The 20,953-nt window shown below is 65.6% G+C and carries 24 protein-coding genes; 19 read left to right on the top strand and 5 right to left on the bottom strand.

Features of this window, described 5'->3' with window-relative positions; all coding sequences use genetic code 11:
• Nucleotide 1: 1 nt before the first annotated feature.
• Genes sdhA through gltA form a run of 4 tightly spaced genes read left to right on the top strand, consistent with a single transcriptional unit; the run spans nucleotide 2 to nucleotide 4,135 of the window.
• Entirely contained in the window at nucleotides 2-1,777 is a 1,776-nt protein-coding gene (sdhA, locus tag ACPUER_RS10615; protein ID WP_310140499.1) for a succinate dehydrogenase flavoprotein subunit, read from the top strand.
• 21 nt (nucleotides 1,778-1,798) lie between these two features.
• Entirely contained in the window at nucleotides 1,799-2,500 is a 702-nt protein-coding gene (locus ACPUER_RS10610) for a succinate dehydrogenase iron-sulfur subunit (RefSeq protein WP_011658352.1), read from the top strand.
• A 7-nt stretch (nucleotides 2,501-2,507) separates the two neighbouring features.
• Nucleotides 2,508-2,780, top strand: coding sequence for a succinate dehydrogenase assembly factor 2 (locus tag ACPUER_RS10605; RefSeq protein ID WP_031400668.1), 273 nt, complete (start codon nucleotides 2,508-2,510; stop codon nucleotides 2,778-2,780).
• Nucleotides 2,781-2,833: 53 nt separating this feature from the next.
• Complete coding sequence (gltA, locus tag ACPUER_RS10600) at nucleotides 2,834-4,135, top strand: citrate synthase (RefSeq protein ID WP_014899964.1); 1,302 nt, start codon at nucleotides 2,834-2,836, stop codon at nucleotides 4,133-4,135.
• Between the two features lie 89 nt (nucleotides 4,136-4,224).
• Here gltA and ACPUER_RS10595 read toward each other — a convergent pair whose 3' ends face one another.
• Nucleotides 4,225-5,190, bottom strand: coding sequence for a helix-turn-helix domain-containing protein (locus tag ACPUER_RS10595; RefSeq protein ID WP_425131049.1), 966 nt, complete (start codon nucleotides 5,188-5,190; stop codon nucleotides 4,225-4,227).
• Nucleotides 5,191-5,261: 71 nt separating this feature from the next.
• On the opposite strand from ACPUER_RS10595, the gene ACPUER_RS10590 reads away from it, so the two are divergent.
• The 6 genes from ACPUER_RS10590 (at nucleotide 5,262) to ACPUER_RS10565 (ending at nucleotide 10,439) form a co-directional block, all read left to right on the top strand.
• Nucleotides 5,262-5,651, top strand: coding sequence for a VOC family protein (locus ACPUER_RS10590; protein WP_310140465.1), 390 nt, complete (start codon nucleotides 5,262-5,264; stop codon nucleotides 5,649-5,651).
• A gap of 109 nt (nucleotides 5,652-5,760) precedes the next feature.
• Entirely contained in the window at nucleotides 5,761-7,011 is a 1,251-nt protein-coding gene (locus ACPUER_RS10585) for a DUF1479 domain-containing protein (RefSeq protein ID WP_425131048.1), read from the top strand.
• A gap of 209 nt (nucleotides 7,012-7,220) precedes the next feature.
• Entirely contained in the window at nucleotides 7,221-7,979 is a 759-nt protein-coding gene (locus ACPUER_RS10580; protein ID WP_034180128.1) for a dimethylarginine dimethylaminohydrolase family protein, read from the top strand.
• A 98-nt stretch (nucleotides 7,980-8,077) separates the two neighbouring features.
• Complete coding sequence (locus ACPUER_RS10575) at nucleotides 8,078-8,542, top strand: Lrp/AsnC family transcriptional regulator (RefSeq protein WP_175958718.1); 465 nt, start codon at nucleotides 8,078-8,080, stop codon at nucleotides 8,540-8,542.
• Between the two features lie 97 nt (nucleotides 8,543-8,639).
• Entirely contained in the window at nucleotides 8,640-10,238 is a 1,599-nt protein-coding gene (locus ACPUER_RS10570; protein ID WP_425131047.1) for an amino acid permease, read from the top strand.
• 24 nt (nucleotides 10,239-10,262) lie between these two features.
• Nucleotides 10,263-10,439 carry a hypothetical protein gene (locus tag ACPUER_RS10565; protein ID WP_425131046.1) on the top strand — a complete coding sequence of 59 codons (177 nt, stop codon included), beginning with the start codon at nucleotides 10,263-10,265 and terminating at the stop codon, nucleotides 10,437-10,439.
• Nucleotides 10,440-10,487: 48 nt separating this feature from the next.
• Here ACPUER_RS10565 and ACPUER_RS10560 read toward each other — a convergent pair whose 3' ends face one another.
• Together ACPUER_RS10560 and ACPUER_RS10555 are read right to left on the bottom strand one after the other, a co-directional pair.
• Nucleotides 10,488-11,213, bottom strand: a complete 726-nt coding sequence (locus ACPUER_RS10560) for a glutathione S-transferase (RefSeq protein WP_425131045.1) — start codon at nucleotides 11,211-11,213, stop codon at nucleotides 10,488-10,490.
• Between the two features lie 120 nt (nucleotides 11,214-11,333).
• Nucleotides 11,334-11,666: a cupin domain-containing protein gene (locus ACPUER_RS10555; RefSeq protein WP_425131044.1), complete on the bottom strand. Its 333-nt coding sequence runs from the start codon at nucleotides 11,664-11,666 to the stop codon at nucleotides 11,334-11,336.
• Nucleotides 11,667-12,063: 397 nt separating this feature from the next.
• Between ACPUER_RS10555 and ACPUER_RS10550 the strand changes: the two genes are divergently transcribed.
• The 8 genes from ACPUER_RS10550 to asd all read left to right on the top strand — a co-directional run bounded on the left by ACPUER_RS10550 (nucleotide 12,064) and on the right by asd (nucleotide 18,753).
• Nucleotides 12,064-12,885 (top strand): hypothetical protein, encoded by an 822-nt coding sequence (locus ACPUER_RS10550; protein WP_310140450.1) that lies wholly within the window; start codon nucleotides 12,064-12,066, stop codon nucleotides 12,883-12,885.
• A 32-nt stretch (nucleotides 12,886-12,917) separates the two neighbouring features.
• Entirely contained in the window at nucleotides 12,918-13,676 is a 759-nt protein-coding gene (locus ACPUER_RS10545; protein ID WP_425131066.1) for a Tat pathway signal protein, read from the top strand.
• Between the two features lie 233 nt (nucleotides 13,677-13,909).
• Nucleotides 13,910-15,319, top strand: a complete 1,410-nt coding sequence (leuC, locus tag ACPUER_RS10540; RefSeq protein ID WP_425131043.1) for a 3-isopropylmalate dehydratase large subunit — start codon at nucleotides 13,910-13,912, stop codon at nucleotides 15,317-15,319.
• Between the two features lie 3 nt (nucleotides 15,320-15,322).
• A complete protein-coding gene (locus ACPUER_RS10535; RefSeq protein WP_034179997.1) occupies nucleotides 15,323-15,469 on the top strand; it encodes an entericidin A/B family lipoprotein in 147 nt (48 codons plus the stop codon).
• A gap of 68 nt (nucleotides 15,470-15,537) precedes the next feature.
• A complete protein-coding gene (gene leuD / locus ACPUER_RS10530; protein WP_034179996.1) occupies nucleotides 15,538-16,188 on the top strand; it encodes a 3-isopropylmalate dehydratase small subunit in 651 nt (216 codons plus the stop codon).
• Between the two features lie 77 nt (nucleotides 16,189-16,265).
• Nucleotides 16,266-17,333: a 3-isopropylmalate dehydrogenase gene (gene leuB, locus ACPUER_RS10525; protein ID WP_425131042.1), complete on the top strand. Its 1,068-nt coding sequence runs from the start codon at nucleotides 16,266-16,268 to the stop codon at nucleotides 17,331-17,333.
• A 96-nt stretch (nucleotides 17,334-17,429) separates the two neighbouring features.
• Nucleotides 17,430-17,549: a hypothetical protein gene (locus ACPUER_RS10520; RefSeq protein WP_006756675.1), complete on the top strand. Its 120-nt coding sequence runs from the start codon at nucleotides 17,430-17,432 to the stop codon at nucleotides 17,547-17,549.
• An 82-nt stretch (nucleotides 17,550-17,631) separates the two neighbouring features.
• Nucleotides 17,632-18,753, top strand: coding sequence for an aspartate-semialdehyde dehydrogenase (gene asd / locus ACPUER_RS10515; protein ID WP_034179994.1), 1,122 nt, complete (start codon nucleotides 17,632-17,634; stop codon nucleotides 18,751-18,753).
• A gap of 102 nt (nucleotides 18,754-18,855) precedes the next feature.
• Here asd and flgE read toward each other — a convergent pair whose 3' ends face one another.
• Nucleotides 18,856-20,100, bottom strand: coding sequence for a flagellar hook protein FlgE (flgE, locus tag ACPUER_RS10510; RefSeq protein WP_425131041.1), 1,245 nt, complete (start codon nucleotides 20,098-20,100; stop codon nucleotides 18,856-18,858).
• 26 nt (nucleotides 20,101-20,126) lie between these two features.
• On the opposite strand from flgE, the gene ACPUER_RS10505 reads away from it, so the two are divergent.
• The gene (locus ACPUER_RS10505; protein WP_310140435.1) at nucleotides 20,127-20,324 is read left to right on the top strand and encodes a hypothetical protein; all 198 of its coding nucleotides are present in this window, start codon (nucleotides 20,127-20,129) and stop codon (nucleotides 20,322-20,324) included.
• Between the two features lie 188 nt (nucleotides 20,325-20,512).
• Here the strand turns inward: ACPUER_RS10505 and ACPUER_RS10500 are convergent, their stop codons facing one another.
• Nucleotides 20,513-20,737: a hypothetical protein gene (locus ACPUER_RS10500; protein WP_425131040.1), complete on the bottom strand. Its 225-nt coding sequence runs from the start codon at nucleotides 20,735-20,737 to the stop codon at nucleotides 20,513-20,515.
• Between the last annotated feature and the right edge of the window lie 216 nt (nucleotides 20,738-20,953).

Here is a 20,953-nt window from a genome sequence, read left to right as displayed (position 1 = left end):
AATGGCTGCAATCAAAACTTCCCTCCCGCGCCGCAAGTTCGACGTCGTGATCGTCGGCGCGGGCGGCTCCGGCTTGCGCGCGGCGCTGCAACTGTCGCGCGCGGGCCTGTCGGTCGGCGTGCTGTCGAAGGTGTTCCCGACGCGTTCGCACACGGTGGCCGCGCAGGGCGGCATCGGCGCGTCGCTCGGCAACATGAGCGAAGACAACTGGCACTTCCACTTCTACGACACGATCAAGGGCTCCGACTGGCTCGGCGACCAGGACGCGATCGAATTCATGTGCCGTGAAGCGCCGAACGTCGTGTACGAACTCGAGCACTTCGGCATGCCGTTCGACCGCAACGCGGACGGCACGATCTACCAGCGCCCGTTCGGCGGCCACACCGCGAACTACGGCGAGAAGCCGGTCCAGCGCGCATGCGCGGCCGCCGACCGTACCGGTCACGCGCTGCTGCACACGCTGTACCAGCAGAACGTCGAGGCGAAGACGCAGTTCTTCGTCGAATGGATGGCGCTCGACCTGATCCGCGACGCGGACGGCGACGTGCTCGGCGTGACGGCCCTCGAGATGGAGACGGGCGACGTCTACATCATGGAAGGCAAGACGACGCTGTTCGCGACGGGCGGCGCAGGCCGGATCTTCGCGGCATCGACCAACGCGTTCATCAACACCGGCGACGGCCTCGGCATGGCCGCGCGTTCGGGCATCGCGCTGCAGGACATGGAGTTCTGGCAGTTCCACCCGACCGGCGTGGCCGGCGCGGGCGTGCTGATCACCGAAGGCGTGCGCGGCGAAGGCGGCATCCTGCGCAATGCGAACGGCGAGCGCTTCATGGAGCGCTATGCACCGACGCTGAAGGATCTGGCGCCGCGTGACTTCGTGTCGCGCTCGATGGACCAGGAAATCAAGGAAGGTCGCGGCGTGGGTCCGAACAAGGATCACGTGCTGCTCGACCTGTCGCACATCGGCGCCGAGACGATCATGAAGCGTCTGCCGTCGATCCGCGAAATCGCGCTGAAGTTCGCGAACGTCGATGCGATCAAGGAGCCGATCCCGGTCGTCCCGACGATCCACTACCAGATGGGCGGCATCCCGACCAACATCCACGGTCAGGTCGTCGGCACGTCGCGCGATCACAAGGAACCGGTCAACGGCTTCTACGCAGTGGGCGAGTGCTCGTGCGTGTCCGTGCACGGCGCGAACCGCCTCGGCACGAACTCGCTGCTGGACCTCGTGGTGTTCGGCCGTGCGGCCGGCAACCACATCGTCGAGCACGTGAAGAACCAGAAGGAACACAAGCCGCTGCCGGCCGATGCAGGCGAATTCTCGCTGGCGCGCCTGAACAAGCTCGACAAGTCGACGTCGGGCGAATACACGCAGGACGTCGCGAACGACATCCGCGCGACGATGCAGAAGCATGCAGGCGTGTTCCGCACGTCGACGCTGCTGAAGGAAGGCGTCGACCAGATGGCCGGCCTGGCGGCGCGCGTGGAAAGCATCCACCTGAAGGACAAGTCGAAGGTGTTCAACACCGCGCGCGTCGAAGCGCTCGAGCTGGAGAACCTGATCGAAGTCGCCCGCGCGACGATGGTGTCGGCGGAAGCGCGCAAGGAAAGCCGTGGCGCGCATGCCCACAGCGACTACGAACACCGCGACGACGAGAACTGGCTGCGCCACACGCTGTGGTACAGCGAAGGCGATCGCCTCGACTACAAGCCGGTTCAAATGAAGCCGCTGACGGTCGAATCCGTGCCGCCGAAGCCGCGCACGTTCTAAGCCGAGTCAAAGGAATCCGAAATGGCAAAACGCATTTTTGAAGTCTACCGCTACGATCCGGACAAGGACGCAGCGCCGCGCATGCAGACGTACGAACTCGAGATCCAGCACGAGCGCATGCTGCTCGACGCACTGGTCAAGCTGAAGGCAGTGGACGAGACGCTGTCGTTCCGCCGTTCGTGCCGCGAAGGTGTGTGCGGTTCGGACGCGATGAACATCAACGGCAAGAACGGTCTCGCGTGCCTGACGAACCTGAACGACCTGCCGCAGAAGATCGTGCTGCGTCCGCTGCCGGGCCTGCCCGTCGTGCGCGACCTGATCGTCGACATGACGCACTTCTTCAACCAGTATCACTCGATCAAGCCGTACCTGATCAACGACGCGCCGCCGCCGGAGAAGGAACGCCTCCAGTCGCCGGAAGAGCGCGACGAGCTCGACGGCGTGTACGAGTGCATTCTGTGCGCGAGCTGCTCGACGTCGTGCCCGAGCTTCTGGTGGAACCCGGACAAGTTCGTCGGCCCGGCCGGCCTGCTGCAGGCGTACCGCTTCATCGCGGACAGCCGCGACACGGCCACCGGCGAGCGTCTCGACAACCTGGAAGACCCGTACCGTCTGTTCCGTTGCCACACGATCATGAACTGCGTCGACGTCTGCCCGAAGGGCCTGAACCCGACGAAGGCGATCGGCAAGATCAAGGAACTGATGGTTCGCCGCGCGGTTTAAGGTTGCAATGAGCGACGATTCGCATCAATCCGACCCGCACCGTCGCGCGCGCCTTCGCTGGCGCGCGCGGCGGGGTCTGCTGGAAAACGACATCATCTTCGAACGTTTCTTCGGCAGATACGAGCATGACCTCACCGATGCAGACGTAGGCGCGTTGTCGCGCCTGCTCGATCTGAGCGACAACGACCTGATGGACTTGCTCCTCGCGCGCAAGGAACCAGAGGGCGACCTAGACAGCCCGGATATTCACCGGCTGTTGGAGATGCTGCGCAACGTGTAACGCGTTACGCCCGTTATCGAATCCCGTTTCTTTATTTCGATTGAGGATGTGCCATGACTCCGTCTGATGTTAAAGCCACGCTATCGTTCAGCGACAACTCGCCGAGCGTCGAACTGCCGATCTACAAGGGCACGATGGGCCCGGACGTAATCGACATCCGCAAGCTGTACGGCCAGACCGGCAAGTTCACGTACGACCCGGGCTTCATGTCGACGGCAGCTTGTAATTCGGCGATCACGTACATCGACGGCGACAAGGGCGAACTGCTGTATCGCGGCTACCCGATCGACAACCTCGCGCAAAACGCGGACTTCCTCGAAAGCTGCTACCTGCTGCTGAAGGGCGAACTGCCGAACGCGGCGCAGAAGAAGGAATTCGTCGACACCGTCACGAAGCACACGATGGTGCACGAGCAGATGCACTTCTTCTTCCGTGGCTTCCGCCGCGACGCGCACCCGATGGCGATCCTGGTCGCCGCGGTCGGCGCGCTGTCCGCGTTCTACCACGACTCGCTCGACATCAACGACCCGCGTCATCGTGAAGTGTCGGCGATCCGCATGATCGCGAAGCTGCCGACGCTCGTCGCGATGGCGTACAAGTACAGCATCGGCCAGCCGTTCGTGTATCCGAAGAACTCGCTGTCGTACAGCGCGAACTTCATGCACATGATGTTCTCGAACCCGTGCGAAGAGTACAAGGTCAACGACGTGCTCGTCCGCGCACTCGACCGCATCCTGATCCTGCACGCCGACCACGAGCAGAACGCATCGACGTCGACGGTCCGCCTGGCCGGTTCGTCGGGCGCGAACCCGTTCGCATGTATCGCGGCCGGTATCGCCTGTCTGTGGGGCCCGGCGCACGGCGGCGCGAACGAAGCCGCGCTGAACATGCTCGAGCAGATCGGTTCGCCGGACAACATCCCCGAATTCATCAAGCAGGTGAAGGACAAGAATTCGGGCGTGAAGCTGATGGGCTTCGGCCACCGCGTGTACAAGAACTACGACCCGCGTGCGAAGCTGATGCGCGAGACGTGCTACGAAGTGCTGAACGAACTGGGCCTGCACGACGACCCGCTGTTCAAGCTCGCGATGCAGCTCGAGAAGATCGCGCTGGAAGACGAATACTTCGTGTCGCGCAAGCTGTACCCGAACGTCGACTTCTACTCGGGCATTGTCCAGCGCGCGCTGGGCATCCCGACGTCGATGTTCACGTGTATCTTCGCGATGGCACGTACGGTCGGCTGGATCGCGCAGTGGAACGAAATGATTGCGGATCCGGAGCAGAAGATCGGCCGTCCGCGCCAGCTGTTCATCGGCGATACGCCGCGCGAAGCGAAGCCGATCAACGCACGTTAAGTCGTGTGCGGCGCGACGGCCGGCAGGCCGCTCGCGTCGGGCAATCGCAACGCCACGACACCCCGACGGGTCAGCCCGCCGGGGTGTTTTCATTTGCGCGCCGGATCGGCGCGGCGCTCCAGCGACGGCGGCCGCGTATCGAGCGCCGGCGCGTCTTCGTCGGGCGCGTGGCCGTGCTGCAGGAAGAACTGACGGTACGCGCCGGGCGTCATTCCGCGCGCGGCGAGGAACTGGCGGTTGAAGTTCGCGGCATTCGGAATGCCGCAGCGCGCGGCGACCGTCGCGATCGGCCAGTCGGTGCCGACGAGATGGCGGCACGCGTGCGCGAGCCGCAGCCGCTGCACGTAGCGGCCGACGCTTTCGCCGAGATGCCGGACGAACAGGCGCTGCAGCGTGCGCTCGGACATGTGCGCGGCAGCGGCGAGTGCATCGATGCGCAGCGGTTCGTGGAAGTGCCGGTCGATCGCGTCGAGCACGCGATCGAGCCGCTCGGCTTCGGGCGCGGCCGCATCGGCGTGCGGTGTCGTGCCGTCGGGCCCGCCGTACGCATGCGCGGTGGCGAGCGGCTCGCCGCCGGCTTCCGCGAGATCGGCGAGCGTGTCGAGCGCGGCCGCGAGTCGTACGCGCGGAGCGGGATCGAGCAGCTGCGGCAGCCGTGCGCGCATCGCGCGGGCCGTGGTGGTGTCGAAGCGCAGGCCCGGCGCCGCGCGCCGCAGCAGCGAGCGTAGCGGCGCGTATTCGGTGCAGCAGTCGGCAAGCCGCCGCACCCAGTCGCCGTCGAACCAGACGACGAGCGCGACTTCGGGCGCATCGCGATCGATGCGCGCGTTCGACGACCAGGTGTGCGGCAGGTTGGGCGGCACGAGCACCAGATCGTCGTCCGTGTAGCGCGCGACATGATCGCCGATGAAGCGCTGGCCGCGGCTGTTGAGCGTGAGCGTCAGCTCGTATTCGGGATGGCGGTGCCATTCGAACGGGATGCGCGCGAGCTGGCGGTGGTACACGCGGATCGAACAGCCGGGAGCGAACGTCACGTGCTCGTACTGCGGTTTCATCGCGACCTCCGGGTGGGGCGGGCTGCGCGCCGTGGCATGATCGTGAGCGATCGTCACCACGGAGCGATGCCATGTTTTCACATGTTTGCGTGGGCGTCGGCGATACGACGCGCGCCTACGATTTCTATGCGCCGCTGTTCGCGGAACTCGGGTTGCGCCTGAAGTTCCGCGAGCCGGACGGCTGGTCGGGCTGGATGCCGGCCGACGCCGACCGGCCGCTGTTCTTCTTCGGCCAGCCGCTCGACGGCCGCGCGCCCGAGCCGGGCAACGGCCACACGATCGCGTTCGACGCGCCGACGCGCGCGCACGTCGACCGCTGCCACGCGCTTGCGCTGCGGCATGGCGGTAGCTGCGAAGGGCCGCCGGGCCTGCGGCCGCATTACCACCGCGACTACTACGGCGCATATTTCCGCGACCCGGACGGTAACAAGCTCTGCGTGGTCTGCCATCGTCCCGAGTAATGCACGGTTGTCAGGATTGTATCGATAGTTGACCGGATAGCGGTGATGGCGGTCGTGCGCCGGCCGTACGCTGGCAGCACATCACGACACGCTTCAGCGAGGAGACACGATGCAACTGACGATTGACGATCTGCCCGCCGCGATCCGCGCGGCGAAACAGGCGCTGCGCGCCGACCTGCCCGGTTACACGGCCACGTTTCGCGAGCTGGAAGGCGACATCGCGCGGCAGGTCGACGCGATCCGCCGCGCGCATGCGCATGGCCGCGACGTGATTCCGGTGGTGCCGTTCGCGGATATCGCGGGCGGCTCCGTCGATCCGCATGCGATTGCCGCGATCCGCACGCATGGCGCGGTCGTGATTCGCGGCGTGTTCGACGCACGGCAGGCGCGCGACTGGAACGACGAGATCGGCGCGTATCTGGATGCGAACCGTTTCGCCGACCGACTGAATGCGCGCGCCGAGGATCGCTATTTCGGCAACCTCGCGTCGGGCAAGCCACAGATCTACGGCGTCTACTGGTCGAAGCCGCAGGTGGCCGCGCGCCAGTCGCCGGCGCTCACGCAGGCGCGCGTGTTCCTCAACCGCTTGTGGCGGCATGCGGACGGCGTGCGCACGCATTTCGATCCGGACCAGGTGCCCGTCTATGCGGACCGGATTCGCCGCCGGCCGCCGGGTTCGACGTCGCTTGGGCTGTCGCCGCATGTCGACGGCGGCTCCGTCGAACGCTGGCTCGGTGCGAACTTCCGCCAGGTCTATCGGCACGTGCTGGCCGGCCGCTGGCGCGATTACGACCCGTTCGACGCCGCATTCCGTCCCGACGTCGAGGAGATTCCGTCGCCGGCCGTGTGTTCGATGTTCCGCACGTTCCAGGGCTGGACCGCGCTGACGCCGCAGGGGCCCGGCGACGGCACGCTGCAACTGATCCCGGTCGCGAATGCGATGGCCTATGTCGTGCTGCGCGCGCTGCAGGACGATGTCGCCGATGACGACCTGTGCGGCGCGCGTCCCGGCCGCGCACTGTCGATCCGGCCCGAATGGCACGCGCTGCTGCTCGACGGGCTGGTGCCGATCCCGCACATGGAGCCGGGCGACGCGGTGTTCTGGCATGGCGACGTCGTGCATGCGGTCGAGGATGCGCATCGCGGCAGCGGCGACAGCAACGTGATGTACATCGCGGCCGCGCCCGGCTGCGCGAAGAACGACGCGTACCTGCGGCGCCAGTTGCCCGCGTTCTTGCGCGGCGAGAGCCCGCCCGATTTCCCGGCCGATCATTTCGAGGTCGAATTCGACGGGCGCGGCGGGGAGGGCGATCTCACGGCGCTCGGTCGCTCGCAGATGGGGTTCGGGCCCGGCGTGTAACGGGAGCGCCACATACGAAAGCGGCCGTTCGCGACACGGCGAACGGCCGTCTGCCGAATCCGCTGCGCGCCGTGCGCAATTCGACGCAATCGGCTGTCGGTGCAGCCGAAATCGACGCGAATTGCGCAATTTGGCTTCCGATAATGGTCCGGACACAACGCCGCTGCCCCGTGCGCCGCACGGGCGTGGCGATGACCAAGGAGGAGTCGATGCAATTCACGCAAGCGATCGTTCGCCGTCCCGCGCCGTCCTGTGGCGCGGGCCTGACCACCGCCGAACTCGGCGCGCCCGACTACGACAAGACGCTCACGCAGTTCCACGCGTATTGCGACGCGCTGCGCACGCTTGGCGTCGAACTGACCGAGCTGCCGCCGTTGGACGCATTCCCCGATTCGCACTTCGTCGAGGACGTGGCCGTCGTGACGCCGGAATTCGCGGTGATCACGCGTCCCGGCGCGCCCGCGCGGCGCGGCGAGACGGCGCACATCGAAGCGGCGCTCGCCGCGCATCGCGACCTGCTGCCGATGCAGGACGGCCGTCTCGACGGCGGCGACGTGATGCTGGTCGGCAAGCGCTTCTATATCGGCCTGACCGGCCGCACCGACGCCGAAGGCATTGCCGCGTTCGAATCGCTCGTGTCGCGCTACGGTTATTCGGTCGTCGCGGTGCCGGTCGGCGCCGGCCTGCACCTGAAGTCGGTCGTCAACGCGCTCGGCGACGACACGCTGCTCGTGACCGAAGCGCTGGCCGCGCACCCGGCGTTCGCCGACTATCGCCGGATCGCGATCTCGGCCGCCGACGAATACGCGGGCAACACGCTGCGCGTGAACGGTACGCTGATCACGCCGGCCGGCTATCCGCGCGTGCACGACGCGATCGCGTCGCTCGGGCTGCCGCTGCACGTGATCGACACCAGCGAGTTCCGCAAGATGGACGGCGGCCTGACCTGCCTGTCGCTGCGGTTCTAGCCGATTGGCGCGCGGCCGCTTCGGCCGGATAATGTGGCCCCCGCGCGGACAAGGAGACGTCCCGCGCACCAGCCACGACCCGACCGGAGCGAACGCGGATGACCGACAGGAAGATGCAGCTCGACAAGATCGATCTCCGGATCCTCGACATCCTGCGCACCGACGGGCGGATTTCCTACCGGAAGCTGTCCGAGCTCGTGAACCTCACGCCGCGGCCCTGCCAGGCGCGCGTGGAACGGCTCGAGGCGCTCGGCGTGATCGAAGGCTACCGCGCTGTGATCAACGCGCCGCGCGCGACCAAGCCGATCGTCGTGATCGCGCAGATCGTGCTGGCCGATCACGGGCGTTCGCAGGCGCCGTTCGAGGATGAAATGCGGGCCAATCCGGCCGTGCTCGATTGCTGGCTCGTTAGCGGCACGTTCGATTTTCTCGTGCGGCTCGCATGCGAGGATCTCGACGAGTACCGGCGGATCGCGAACGCGTGGCTGGAAAGCCCGCGGTACCGGATCGAGAAGATCGTGACGACGGCCGAACTGCAGGCGATCAAGCGCAGCGTCGTTTGACGCGCCGGGAACGTCCGGTTTCGATGCGAATGACCAGGTCAATCGATTTGCATTCCGAATCAAATCGGTCGGCCCGAATCCAATCAGGGTGAACACTATGGATGCTTTGCAAGCGGCAGCGCAGACGGCCGCGCCGTCCGGGACGACGCTGAAGCGCCGTCTGCAGGGTCGCCACATCGCGATGATCGCGATCGGCGGCTCGATCGGCACGGGGCTGTTCGTCGCGTCGGGCGCGTCGGTCGCGCAGGCGGGGCCGGGCGGTGCGATCGCCGCGTATCTCGCGATCGGGATCATGGTCTACTTCGTCGTCACGGGGCTCGGCGAGATGGCGGCGCTGATGCCCGTATCGGGTTCGTTCGCGATCTACGGCGAGAAGTACGTCGACGAAGGCTTCGGCGTCGCGCTCGGCTGGACCTACTGGTATAGCTGGGCCGTGACGATCGCGATCGAGCTGGTCGCCGCGCAGATCGTGATGCGCTACTGGTTTCCGGCCGTGCCGGGCGTGTGGTGGGGCGCCGCCTTCCTCGTGCTGATCTTCCTGCTGAATACGCTGTCGGTGCGCGGCTTCGGCGAATCGGAATACTGGTTCTCGCTGATCAAGGTCGTCACCGTGATCGCGTTCATCGTGGCGGGGCTGCTGATCGCGGCCGGCGTGCTCGGCAGCGGGCATACCGGCAGCGGGCATACCGGCAGCGGGCATACCGGCACCGGGCATACCGGCGCCGGGCATCCGGTCGGCTGGCGCAACTTCACGACGGGCGACGCGCCGTTCGTCGGCGGCGTGCACGCGATGATGAGCGTCGCGCTGATCGCGGGCTTCTCGTTTCTCGGCACCGAACTGGTCGGGATCACGGCCGGCGAATCGGAAAACCCGCGCAAGACGATCCCGTGCGCGGTGAAGCAGATCTTCTGGCGGATCATGCTGTTCTACGTGCTCGCGATCTTCGTGATCGGCCTGCTCGTGCCGTACACGGATCCGAACCTGCTGAAGAGCGACGTGACCGACATCGGCGTGAGCCCGTTCACGCTGGTGTTCAGCCATGCGGGCTTCCCGCTTGCCGCCGGCGCGATGAATCTCGTGATCCTGACGGCCGTGCTGTCGGCCGGCAATTCCGGCACCTACGCGGCGACGCGGATGCTGTACAACCTCGCATCGGAAGGGCGCGCGCCCGCGATGTTCGCGACGCTGTCGCCGGGCGGCGTGCCGCGCAACGCGCTGTACGCGACGATGGCCGTCGGCGGGCTGTGTTTCCTCACGTCGCTGACCAACAACCAGCGCATCTATCTGTGGCTGCTGAATACGGTGGGCATCACGGGTTTCATCGCGTGGCTCGGTATCGCGGTCTGCCATTACCGGTTCCGCAAGGGCTTCCTGAAGCAGGGCTACCGGCTCGATCAGTTGCCGTATCGCGCGAAATGGTTTCCGTTCGGGCCGCTGTTCGCGATCGCGATCTGCATCGTGATCTCGCTCGGGCAGGATTACCAGGCGTTCTTCGCGACCCGCATCGACTGGATGGAAGTGTTGTCGATCTATGTGTGGATTCCGCTGTTCGTCGCGATCTGGTTCGCGTATCGCCGTGCACGCAAGAGCCGGCTCGTGCGCTACGAGGAGATGGACATCGGGCCGTGGCTGACCCGCTCGGTCGAGGCCGTCGACGCGGCGGCGGACCCGCGCGAGCGAGCGCGCGATGTGTAGTGCGTGGTGTGCGAGCTGGTCGGATTGATGCTCGAAGGTATGTGGGGCGGGACGGCGCTGCGATCGGCGATCGGCTATCGCGAGACGCAGACCGATGGAGACGGGCGGCGCACGGTGCGGCGCTCGACGGCCGTGTTCCGGCGCGAAGCGGATGGCCTGATCGTGTGGCGACACCTTCACGAGACGCCGGTCGCTGCGTGAGCGGGAACCGTACCGCCGCGCGCGACGACGCACGGGCATCGGCAGCCGTTACTTGTCCAGCTCCGGATAGTGCCGGAAGATCCCCATGTCGTTGAACGGGATGCGGCGCTCCGAGTCGAGATAACGCGCGACGGGCGGATGTTGCGCGACGCGGTCGTGCAAGCCGACGAGCCCCGCGACTTTCCGCTCCGCGCGTTTCATCGCCTTCGGAAACGCATAGCGCAAGCCCTCGATGAGCTGGAACATCGACAGGTCCGCATAACTGAGCGCGCTGCCCGCGATATGGCCGCTCTTGTGCGGATTCTGTTCGAGCATGCGATCGAAATAGCCGAGGAATTTCGGCAGCCGATTATCGAGGAAATCGGCCGCGCGCTCGGCCGCTTCCGCTTTCTGGTCCTCGTAGTACAGGCAACTTGCAATCGGATGATGCGTGTCGTGGATCTCGGTGACGAAATCGGCAACGGTCAGCTGAATCTGGTGCACCCACAGCCGGCCGGCTTCGTCGTCGGGCGCGAGTCCGAGCCGCGCGCCGAGGAACAGCAGGATGTTCGCGGTCTGCCCGACGACCACGTCGCCGGCCTTCAGGAACGGCGGCGCGAACGGCACGCATTCCGCTTTCGTGCTGTCCATCATGCGCATCATCGCCGACACGCCCATGCCGCGGCCCGATTCGCGCGCGACGTCGACATAGTCGGCTTCGGCCGCCTCGAGCGCGAGCCGCACGTATTCGCCGCGACCCTGGATCTCGGGCCAGTAATAGAGTTCGTATCGCATGCTGTTCTCCTGTCCAGTTGAACCGGATGCCTGAGCTATCGTGATAACCGGGCGGCCGTGCGCGGTCCGCCGCGAATAGACAGTCTAGGCAATCGCATGAAAAGTGCTGCGCGCATCGTGTCACGCGCCGCGTTCGCCGCGTTCGCCGCCTTCGGGGCCGTAGAAGAACACCCAGGTCGAGAAGTCGCCGGAGAAACCGACGAAGCGATGCTCCGCGTGAGCGGGGACGAACAGCACGTCGCCGGCCGAGACGTCGCATTCGCGTCCGTCGACGACGAAGCGCGACGTGCCGGTGGCGATCACGTAAACCTCGTCGCGCGCATGCGGTTTCTGCTTGTCCTCGATGTGCGGCCGGTACAGCTCGATGTCGAGCGTGCCGTGCTGAAACAACGTCGTGAACAGCGTGCCTTCTTCGTCGAGGCGAGCAAGCGATTCGTTCAGGCCGAGCTTCATCGTTGTGTGCTCCGGATCGGATCGTGGGAACGTGCGTTGCGCCATCGTATCGTGAAATTCGGAGATCACGATTCAGCGCGCGACGATGCACGCGAATAGCATGCTCGCCACCGGTGAAACGGCGGCTGGGTTCGCTCGCCACGGATGAAACGCATTCGTCCATCGATGAAACGGCATGACGATCGCCCGCATTCGATCGACAGGTTCACCGCAATTTAATAAACGCCCACTACGATCCAGCGTCGTCGATCGACAAAGCGCAGCGATCCGATCCGCGCGCCGATCCTGCCGCCCGTCTCCCAACCGCGCGACGTGCCCGATTGTCATTTCCCGTGAACCCGCGATTTGCAACGCCGCGACCTGCCGCCGGCGTTGTTCGCATCGTTTCGTATCTCTTATGAATCTGAACCCGCCGGCTTCTTCACGCAGAAAATTTCTTGCCGCCGCACCGGCCGTTGCGGCAGCACCGCTGTTGAGCGCATGCGGTGGCGACGACGTCACGTCGGCGCCCATCACCGATAGCGCGCTTGCCGCGCAGATGTCCGCGAAGCTGAACGCGCAGCTCGGCGATGCGGCGACGGTCAATGCGATCGTGCCGGCGCTGACCGATGTCGGCTTCACCTGGGGCCTGCCGACGGTGCCGGCCGCGCAGGTCGGCGCGATCGTCGCATACAGCTTCGGCAACCGTCCGAACGCGGCGAGCGGCAACACGTCGAGCACGGGCGGCAACCAGTCCGCGCTGCCCGATCCGGGGCCGGTCAACGAAGCGCTCGCGGACGCCGTGTACCGCATCCGCCAGTTGAAGCCCGTCAAGGTCTACGCGCAGTGGGAAATCGCGCGCTTTCTCGTGTCGAAATACGGGATGGGCGCCGACGTGCTGTCGTCGATCGAACCGGTGATCGCGAGCGACGGCTCGATCGTGTACCTGAGCACGGCAGGCGTCGCCGCCGTGGCCGTGTCGCGCGCGGGCGGCGCGGCCGCGATGGGCACCGTCGCGGTGGTCGGCCATCGCGATCACGCGAAGCGCTGCATCCAGACCTCGCAGCAGGCGGGCATGACGGCGGCAGCGGTTGCCGAGGTGCCGCTCCCGACGCTCTACGACCCGCAATCGGGCCAGCCGTGGACGCGCAACCGCAGCCTGTATCTCGTGCACGACATGTATGCGCAAATGCTCGGCCGCGCGATGGCCGCTACGACGCAGGCCTTCCCGAAAGGCTGACGATTCCCGCTTTCCACACGATTCCGATGACCATGAAGACCCGCCGCCATTTCCTGGCTTCCACTTCCGTACTCGCCGCATCGTGCGCGGCCGCCACGCCCGTGTTCGCAAGCGACGCACCGGCCTCCGATGCCGAACTGCAGCGCCAGATGCTCGGCAAGCTGACGAACGAGCTGAACGATCGCGCGACCGCCGCCGACGAGACGGGTTACCTGTTCGACACGTTTTTCTCGTGGGCGCCGCCCGCCGTCGCGGCGGCCGGCATCAATACGATCGCCGCGTTCAGCTTCGGCAGTCGCGCCGCGGCATCCGGTGCCGCGCCGGTGCCGGGCCCGGTGAACGAGGCGATTGCCGACGCCGTGTTCGCGCTCCGGCAGAAGGTCGCCGTGCCGGTCTGCGCGCAGCAGGAAGTCGCGAGCGTGCTCGCGTCGAAATACGGGCTGACAGCGGGCGTGACGACGATCGCGACGCCGGCCCTGAGCGCAGGCAGCCCGATACCGACGCCCGCCGGCGTCGCCGCCGCGATCGTCAAGCAGGCCGGTTCGGCCGCGGCGCTCGGCAAGGTCGCGATCGTTACGCACGCGGATCAGGCGTCGATCGCCGTGCGCGTGTCGAATGCGGTGGGGATGCAGGCGGCGGTGCCGGCCGGGCTGGTGCTGCCGGTCGCCTACGACACGTCCGCGCCGCCGCCGGCGATGCGCCGCCGCGATCTCTACCTGATGAGCAACGCCGGCATGCAGCTTGCGATGCTGCGGCTCGACCTGATCAACCGCGAATATCCGAACGGCTGAGGCCGCCGGGTTCCGGCCCGTCGCGCCCGGTCCGGGCGACGCGATCCGCGATCGCGGTCATCCGGACCCGGCGTGCCCCATTTGCCGGGTAATGCCGATACAGGTATTGGCACTACCAGCCAAACCACTGTTTTTAATGGGTTTTTTCGCGTCCGGCCTGCGCCGCGACGCGTTCTGCGTGGCATAATCGACCGCATCCGTAAGGCTTGTAGTCACAACGACCCCGCATACCCATGGCACAGACTCTCTACGACAAACTGTGGAATACCCACGTCGTCCACACCGAGGAAGACGGCACGACCTTGCTGTATATCGACCGTCAGCTGCTGCATGAAGTCACGAGCCCGCAGGCGTTCGAAGGGCTGAAGATCGCGCAGCGTCCGGTGTGGCGCATCAGCGCGAACCTGGCCGTGTCGGATCACAACGTGCCGACGACGGACCGCAGCCACGGCATTGCCGATCCCGTCTCGAAGCTGCAGGTCGACACGCTCGACGCGAACTGCGATGCGTTCGGCATCACGCAGTTCAAGATGAACGACGTGCGCCAGGGCATCGTCCACATCATCGGGCCGGAGCAGGGCGCGACGCTGCCGGGCATGACGATCGTGTGCGGCGATTCGCATACGTCGACGCACGGCGCGTTCGGCGCGCTCGCGCACGGCATCGGCACGTCGGAAGTCGAGCACGTGCTGGCGACGCAGACGCTGCTGCAAAAGAAGAGCAAGAACATGCTCGTGAAGGTCGAGGGCGCACTGCCGCGCGGCTGCACCGCGAAGGACATCGTGCTCGCGATCATCGGCAAGATCGGCACGGCCGGCGGCACGGGCTACGCGATCGAATTCGGCGGCTCGACGATTCGCGCGCTGTCGATGGAAGGCCGCATGACGGTCTGCAACATGGCGATCGAGGCCGGCGCGCGCGCGGGCATGGTCGCCGTCGACGATACGACGATCGATTACTTGAAGGGCCGTCCGTTCGTGCCGACCGGCGCGGAATGGGACCAGGCCGTCGAATACTGGCGCCAGTTCAAGTCGGACGAAGGCGCGCAGTTCGACCGCGTCGTCGAGCTGAACGCAGCCGAGATCGTCCCGCAGGTCACGTGGGGCACGTCGCCGGAAATGGTCACGTCGATCGACGGCCGCGTGCCCGATCCCGAGCGCGAGAAGGATCCGGTCAAGCGCGACGCGATGGAGCGCGCGCTGGCCTACATGGCGCTCGAGCCGAACACGCCGATCGAATCGATCAAGGTCGACAAGATCTTCATCGGCTCGTGCACGAATGCACGGATCGAGGACATTCGCGCGGCCGCGTACGTCGTGAAGAAGCTGAACCGTCGCATCGCATCGAACATTCGGCTCGCGATGGTCGTGCCGGGCTCGGGCCTCGTGAAGGCGCAGGCCGAACGCGAAGGGCTCGACAAGGTGTTCACGGATGCGGGCTTCGAATGGCGCGAGCCGGGCTGCTCGATGTGCCTCGCGATGAATGCAGACCGGCTCGAGCCGGGCGAGCGCTGCGCGTCGACGTCGAACCGCAACTTCGAAGGCCGGCAGGGCGCGGGCGGTCGCACGCACCTCGTGAGCCCCGCGATGGCGGCGGCCGCGGCGATCGAAGGCCACTTCGTCGACATTCGCAAGCTGGGGTGACGCGTGACGGCATCGAAGATCATTGCGCGGCTGGTTGCCGCGCTGGCGCTGGCGGGGCTGGGCTTCGGCCTCGCGGGCTGCAATACCGTCCAGGGCTTCGGGCAGGACGTCAACGCCGCCGGCAACGCGCTGAAGCGCGCCGCGGAGTGACGACTCCCGCCGAGAATTTGTCGATGTGCGCCGGCTGAAGGCCGGCCCTCCAACCGGATAGACGGATCATGGAAAAATTCACAGTACATACCGGCGTCGTGGCGCCGCTCGATCGCGAGAACGTCGACACCGACGCGATCATCCCGAAGCAGTTCCTGAAGTCGATCAAGCGCACGGGCTTCGGTCCGAACGCGTTCGACGAGTGGCGTTACCTCGATCACGGCGAGCCGGGCCAGGACAACTCGAAGCGTCCGCTGAATCCCGACTTCGTGCTGAACCAGCCGCGCTACCAGGGCGCATCGGTGCTGGTCGCGCGCAAGAACTTCGGCTGCGGCAGCTCGCGCGAGCACGCGCCGTGGGCGCTGCAGCAGTACGGCTTCCGCGCGATCATCGCGCCGAGCTTCGCGGACATCTTCTTCAACAACTGCTACAAGAACGGTCTGCTGCCGATCGTGCTGACCGAGCAGCAGGTCGATCACGTGTTCAACGACACGTACGCGTTCAACGGCTACCAGCTGACGATTGACCTCGACGCGCAGGTCGTGCGCACGGGCGACGGCCGCGAGTATCCGTTCGAGATCGCCGCGTTCCGCAAGTACTGCCTGCTGAACGGCTTCGACGACATCGGCCTCACGCTGCGCCACGCGGACAAGATCCGCCAGTTCGAAGCCGAGCGGCTCGTGAAGCAGCCGTGGCTCAATACCAAGCTGGTCGGCTGATATATCGCCTTCGAGGCGGGCGCGCTATCCGCGCGTTCGCCGGCCTGCTCCATAACCTACCCAGTCAGGAATAACGCATGAAGATTGCAGTGCTGCCCGGCGACGGCATCGGTCCGGAAATCGTCAACGAAGCGGTCAAGGTGCTGAACGCACTCGACGAGAAGTTCGAACTCGAGCACGCGCCGGTCGGCGGCGCGGGCTACGAGGCGAGCGGCCATCCGCTGCCCGACGCGACGCTGAAGCTCGCGAAGGAAGCCGACGCGATCCTGTTCGGCGCGGTCGGCGACTGGAAGTACGACTCGCTCGAGCGCGCGCTGCGCCCCGAGCAGGCGATCCTCGGGCTGCGCAAGCATCTCGAGCTGTTCGCGAACTTCCGCCCGGCGATCTGCTATCCGCAGCTCGTCGACGCTTCGCCGCTCAAGCCCGAGCTCGTCGCGGGCCTCGACATCCTGATCGTGCGCGAACTGAACGGCGACATCTACTTCGGCCAGCCGCGCGGCGTGCGCGCCGCACCGGACGGCCCGTTCGCCGGCGAGCGCGAAGGCTTCGACACGATGCGCTACTCGGAACCGGAAGTGCGCCGCATCGCGCACGTCGCGTTCCAGGCGGCACGCAAGCGTGCGAAGAAGCTGCTGTCGGTCGACAAGTCGAACGTGCTCGAGACGTCGCAGTTCTGGCGCGACATCATGATCGACGTGTCGAAGGAATACGCGGACGTCGAGCTGTCGCACATGTACGTCGACAACGCGGCGATGCAGCTCGCGAAGGCGCCGAAGCAGTTCGACGTGATCGTCACGGGCAACATGTTCGGCGACATCCTGTCGGATGAAGCGTCGATGCTGACGGGCTCGATCGGCATGCTGCCGTCGGCGTCGCTCGACAAGAACAACAAGGGCCTGTACGAACCGTCGCACGGTTCGGCGCCGGACATCGCGGGCAAGGGCATCGCGAACCCGCTCGCGACGATCCTGTCGGCCGCGATGCTGCTGCGCTACTCGCTGAATCGCGCGGAGCAGGCCGATCGCATCGAGCGTGCGGTGAAATCGGTGCTCGAACAGGGCTACCGCACGGGCGACATCGCGACGCCGGGCTGCCAGCAGGTCGGTACGGCGGCGATGGGCGACGCGGTGGTCGCGGCGCTGTAAGCAGGCAGTAAAGGGTGCGAACGCGACCGGTAAAAACGGCGCGTTCGCACCGGGTTGGCCGTTGTGCGGCCGAATAGGTTTGTGTAGACTCGAACGATGGCGCTGATTTCCCTGATCTCCCCGGTCCTGAAACTCCACGGCAACACTGCCCGTGCGGGTGCGCGCGCCATCGTCATCACGAAAACCATTACCACGAAAACGATCATTAAACGCTGATCGTCCGTCGTGCCCGCCTGTTTCCCCGCGCGGTCACGCCGGGGACGGAAATGGCGGGGAAGCTCCATTCAAAGGGTTAGTCATGAACGTAGGTCTCGTAGGTTGGCGCGGCATGGTCGGCAGCGTCCTGATGCAGCGCATGCAGGAAGAGGGCGATTTCGACCTGATCGAACCGGTGTTTTTCAGCACCAGCAACACGGGCGGCAAGGCGCCGTCGTTCGCGAAAAACGAGACTACGCTCAAGGACGCAACCAACGTCGACGAGCTGAAGAAGTGCGACGTGATCATCACGTGCCAAGGCGGCGACTACACGAACGACGTGTTCCCGAAGCTGCGCGCGGCCGGCTGGAACGGCTACTGGATCGATGCGGCATCGTCGCTGCGGATGAACGACGACGCCGTCATCATCCTCGATCCGGTCAACCTCGACGTGATCAAGGATGCGCTCGTCAAGGGCACGAAGAACTTCGTCGGCGGCAACTGCACGGTGAGCCTGATGCTGATGGCGCTGGGCGGCCTGTTCCGCGAGAACCTCGTCGACTGGATGACGGCGATGACCTACCAGGCCGCCTCGGGCGCGGGCGCGCAGAACATGCGCGAGCTGCTGTCGCAGATGGGCACGCTGAACGGCGCGGTGCAGGAACAGCTCGCCGATCCGGCTTCCGCGATTCTCGACATCGACCGCCGCGTGCTGGCCGCGATGAACAGCGACGCGATGCCGACCAGCAACTTCGGCGTGCCGCTCGCCGGCTCGCTGATCCCGTGGATCGACAAGGATCTCGGCAACGGGATGTCGAAGGAAGAGTGGAAGGGCGGCGCGGAAACCAACAAGATCCTCGGCAAGCCGGCGATGGGCGAGCCGGGTTCGATCCCGGTCGACGGCCTGTGCGTGCGGATCGGCGCAATGCGCTGCCACTCGCAGGCACTGACGATCAAGCTGAACAAGGATGTGCCGCTCGACGAGATCAACGGCATCCTCGCCTCGGCGAACGACTGGGTGAAGGTCGTGCCGAACGAGCGTGAAGCGTCGATGCGCGACCTGTCGCCGGCGAAGATCACCGGCACGCTGACGGTGCCGGTCGGCCGCCTGCGCAAGCTCGCGATGGGCGGCGAATACCTGTCGGCATTCACGGTCGGCGATCAGCTGCTGTGGGGCGCGGCCGAGCCGCTGCGCCGCATGCTGCGCATCCTGCTCGACAAGTAAGCCCGCTTGCCGGTCCGTCCCGCGGGCCGGGCTGCACAAGATGACGCGCCGCGTCGGCCTTGATGATGTCAAGGCTGGCGCGGCGCGTTTTTCATGCGTGGATCAGCGCAGGTTCAGCAGCGTCTGGTCGACGGTCTGCTGGGTCTTGATCGTCTGCGCGTTGGCCTGGTAATTGCGCTGCGCGGTGATCAGGTTCACGAGCTCGGTCGTCAGGTTGACGTTCGAGTTTTCCAGCGCGCTGCCCTGCAGCGTGCCGTGGTTCGTGCTGCCCGGCGCGGAGATCTGCGGCACGCCCGACGCGGCGGTTTCCGCATACTGGTTGCCGCCGATGTTCACGAGCCCGTTCGGGTTGTTGAAGTTCGCGAGCGCGATCAGGCCGAGCACCGCGCTCTGGCCGTTCGAGTAGTTGCCGGTCAGCTTGCCGTCGGTGCCGATCGAGAACGTCGTCAGTGTGCCGCTCGCGAAGCCGTCCTGCGCGAGGTTGTTCACGCCGTTCTTCCCGCCGTACTGCGTCGTGCCGCTCAGGTCGAGCGTCAGGTTCTGCGGGTTGGCGCCGCCCGTCGTGTTGGGAATCGAGAGCGCGAACTGACCGAGGCTCGGCGTCGGCTGGCCGGTGGCGGCCGATGTCGTCGAGCTGATCCGGCCCGATGCATCGAACGTGACGGTGCCGAGATTCGTCGGCGTCTGGCCCTGTACGCCCGCATAGGCCTGCCAGGTGCCGGCCGCGCTTTTCGCGAAATACATCGTGACCTGCTGCGAGCCGCCGAGCGTGTCGTAGACCTGGATCGACGAATTGTAGTTGTACGTCGTGTTGTCGCTCGCGTTGAGCGGCGTCTTGGCCGGCACCTTGTCCTGCGAGTTCAGGTTGAACTGGCCGGTGATCCTGCTCGTCGCCTGCGGCGCGATGTTGTTGGTCGGCGCCTGCAGCGGCACGGTCTGCGCGGTGTTGATCACGCCGCCCGCGCCTGCCGCATAACCCATCAGGTTGCGGCCTTGCGAGTCGACGATGGCGCCGGTCTTGTCGCGGTGGAACGTGCCGTCGCGCGAGTACGTCGTCGCGCCGTTGCTCGACATCTGGAAGAAGCCGTTGCCGTTGATCGCGACGTCCAGCGACGAGTGCGTCGTATTGATCGTGCCCTGGCCGAACTGCTGCTGCACCGACGCGAGCTTCGTGCCGATGCCGATCTGCGTATTGACCGACGTCGCGACCGAATTCGCATACATGTCGGAGAAGTTCGCGCGGCCCTGCTTGAAGCCGGTCGTGTTTGCGTTCGCGATGTTGTTGCCGATCACGTCGAGATTGCTCGACGCGCCGGCCAACCCGCTCAAACCCTGCTGATAGCCCATGTTCGATCCCCGTAACGAGCTGGTGAGTGAACGCAGTCTTGCAACTGCGCGATGACCCTCTGGCGTCTCACGGCGTCAACCCGGCCGATCGCAGTCCCGCCTTTCCGGCATATGCGAATGCGATGGCCGGATTGCGCCGATTCCTGTTTGAAGTCGATCGTAGCGACGGCAATTATTTGATCTGTGTAATTTTGTGTAATGTTATTGAATTGCTGTCGAAATGATCGCTTTTGTATGATTAAAGGACCGTGCTGTCAGGTCTGGAAGCCTTGTGGGGCGGGGATTTAGCGGAATTAATGTTAAATTCGACGATAAGAGATGGGAATTGACTTCTTATCATTCAATTGAAATTTATTTGAATGAGATTGGCGGGGCGGCCGGGGGGTATTTGAAAATGGCGGCTGTTAATCAATTAACGACAGGTGACGCGAATTGTTGAGCGAATGCGCTCGATTACCCCGGCCGCGGTTCGGCGCCGGAACCGGCCGGCGGAAACGTGGAAGCGCCGAACCCGCTTGCGCGGCCGTTCCTGCATCGCATCGTTTGGCGCGAGGAAGGGCAGCGGCGCGGCGTAAAGCCTTGGCATTCGTTCCGGATGAGATGTTGTTGAAAGGTTATCGAAAGGTTTTTCAGTCATTGATGTCCATCCTTTCGGTCGATCCGGCGCGCCGGCTGCAGTGCGCGACCCGTGCGGCAGCCCGACGCGATCGCTGCGTGTGCCGCGACGCGCGAGCGCGGCCGGTTGCATCCGCCGCCGATGAATTCGGCCCGAACGCGAGCACGTGAAGTAAACTACGCGGTTACGACGCACAGACCAGCCAAAAGCGTCGCGTTCCGCGCGACGCTTTTGCAT

The sequence above is a fragment of the Burkholderia sp. DN3021 genome, assembly GCF_049805555.1.
Classification (GTDB): Bacteria; Pseudomonadota; Gammaproteobacteria; order Burkholderiales; family Burkholderiaceae; genus Burkholderia; species Burkholderia pyrrocinia_C.
The sequence above is the reverse complement of the archived record's forward strand: the minus strand, read 5'-3'. Positions and strand labels throughout refer to the sequence as shown.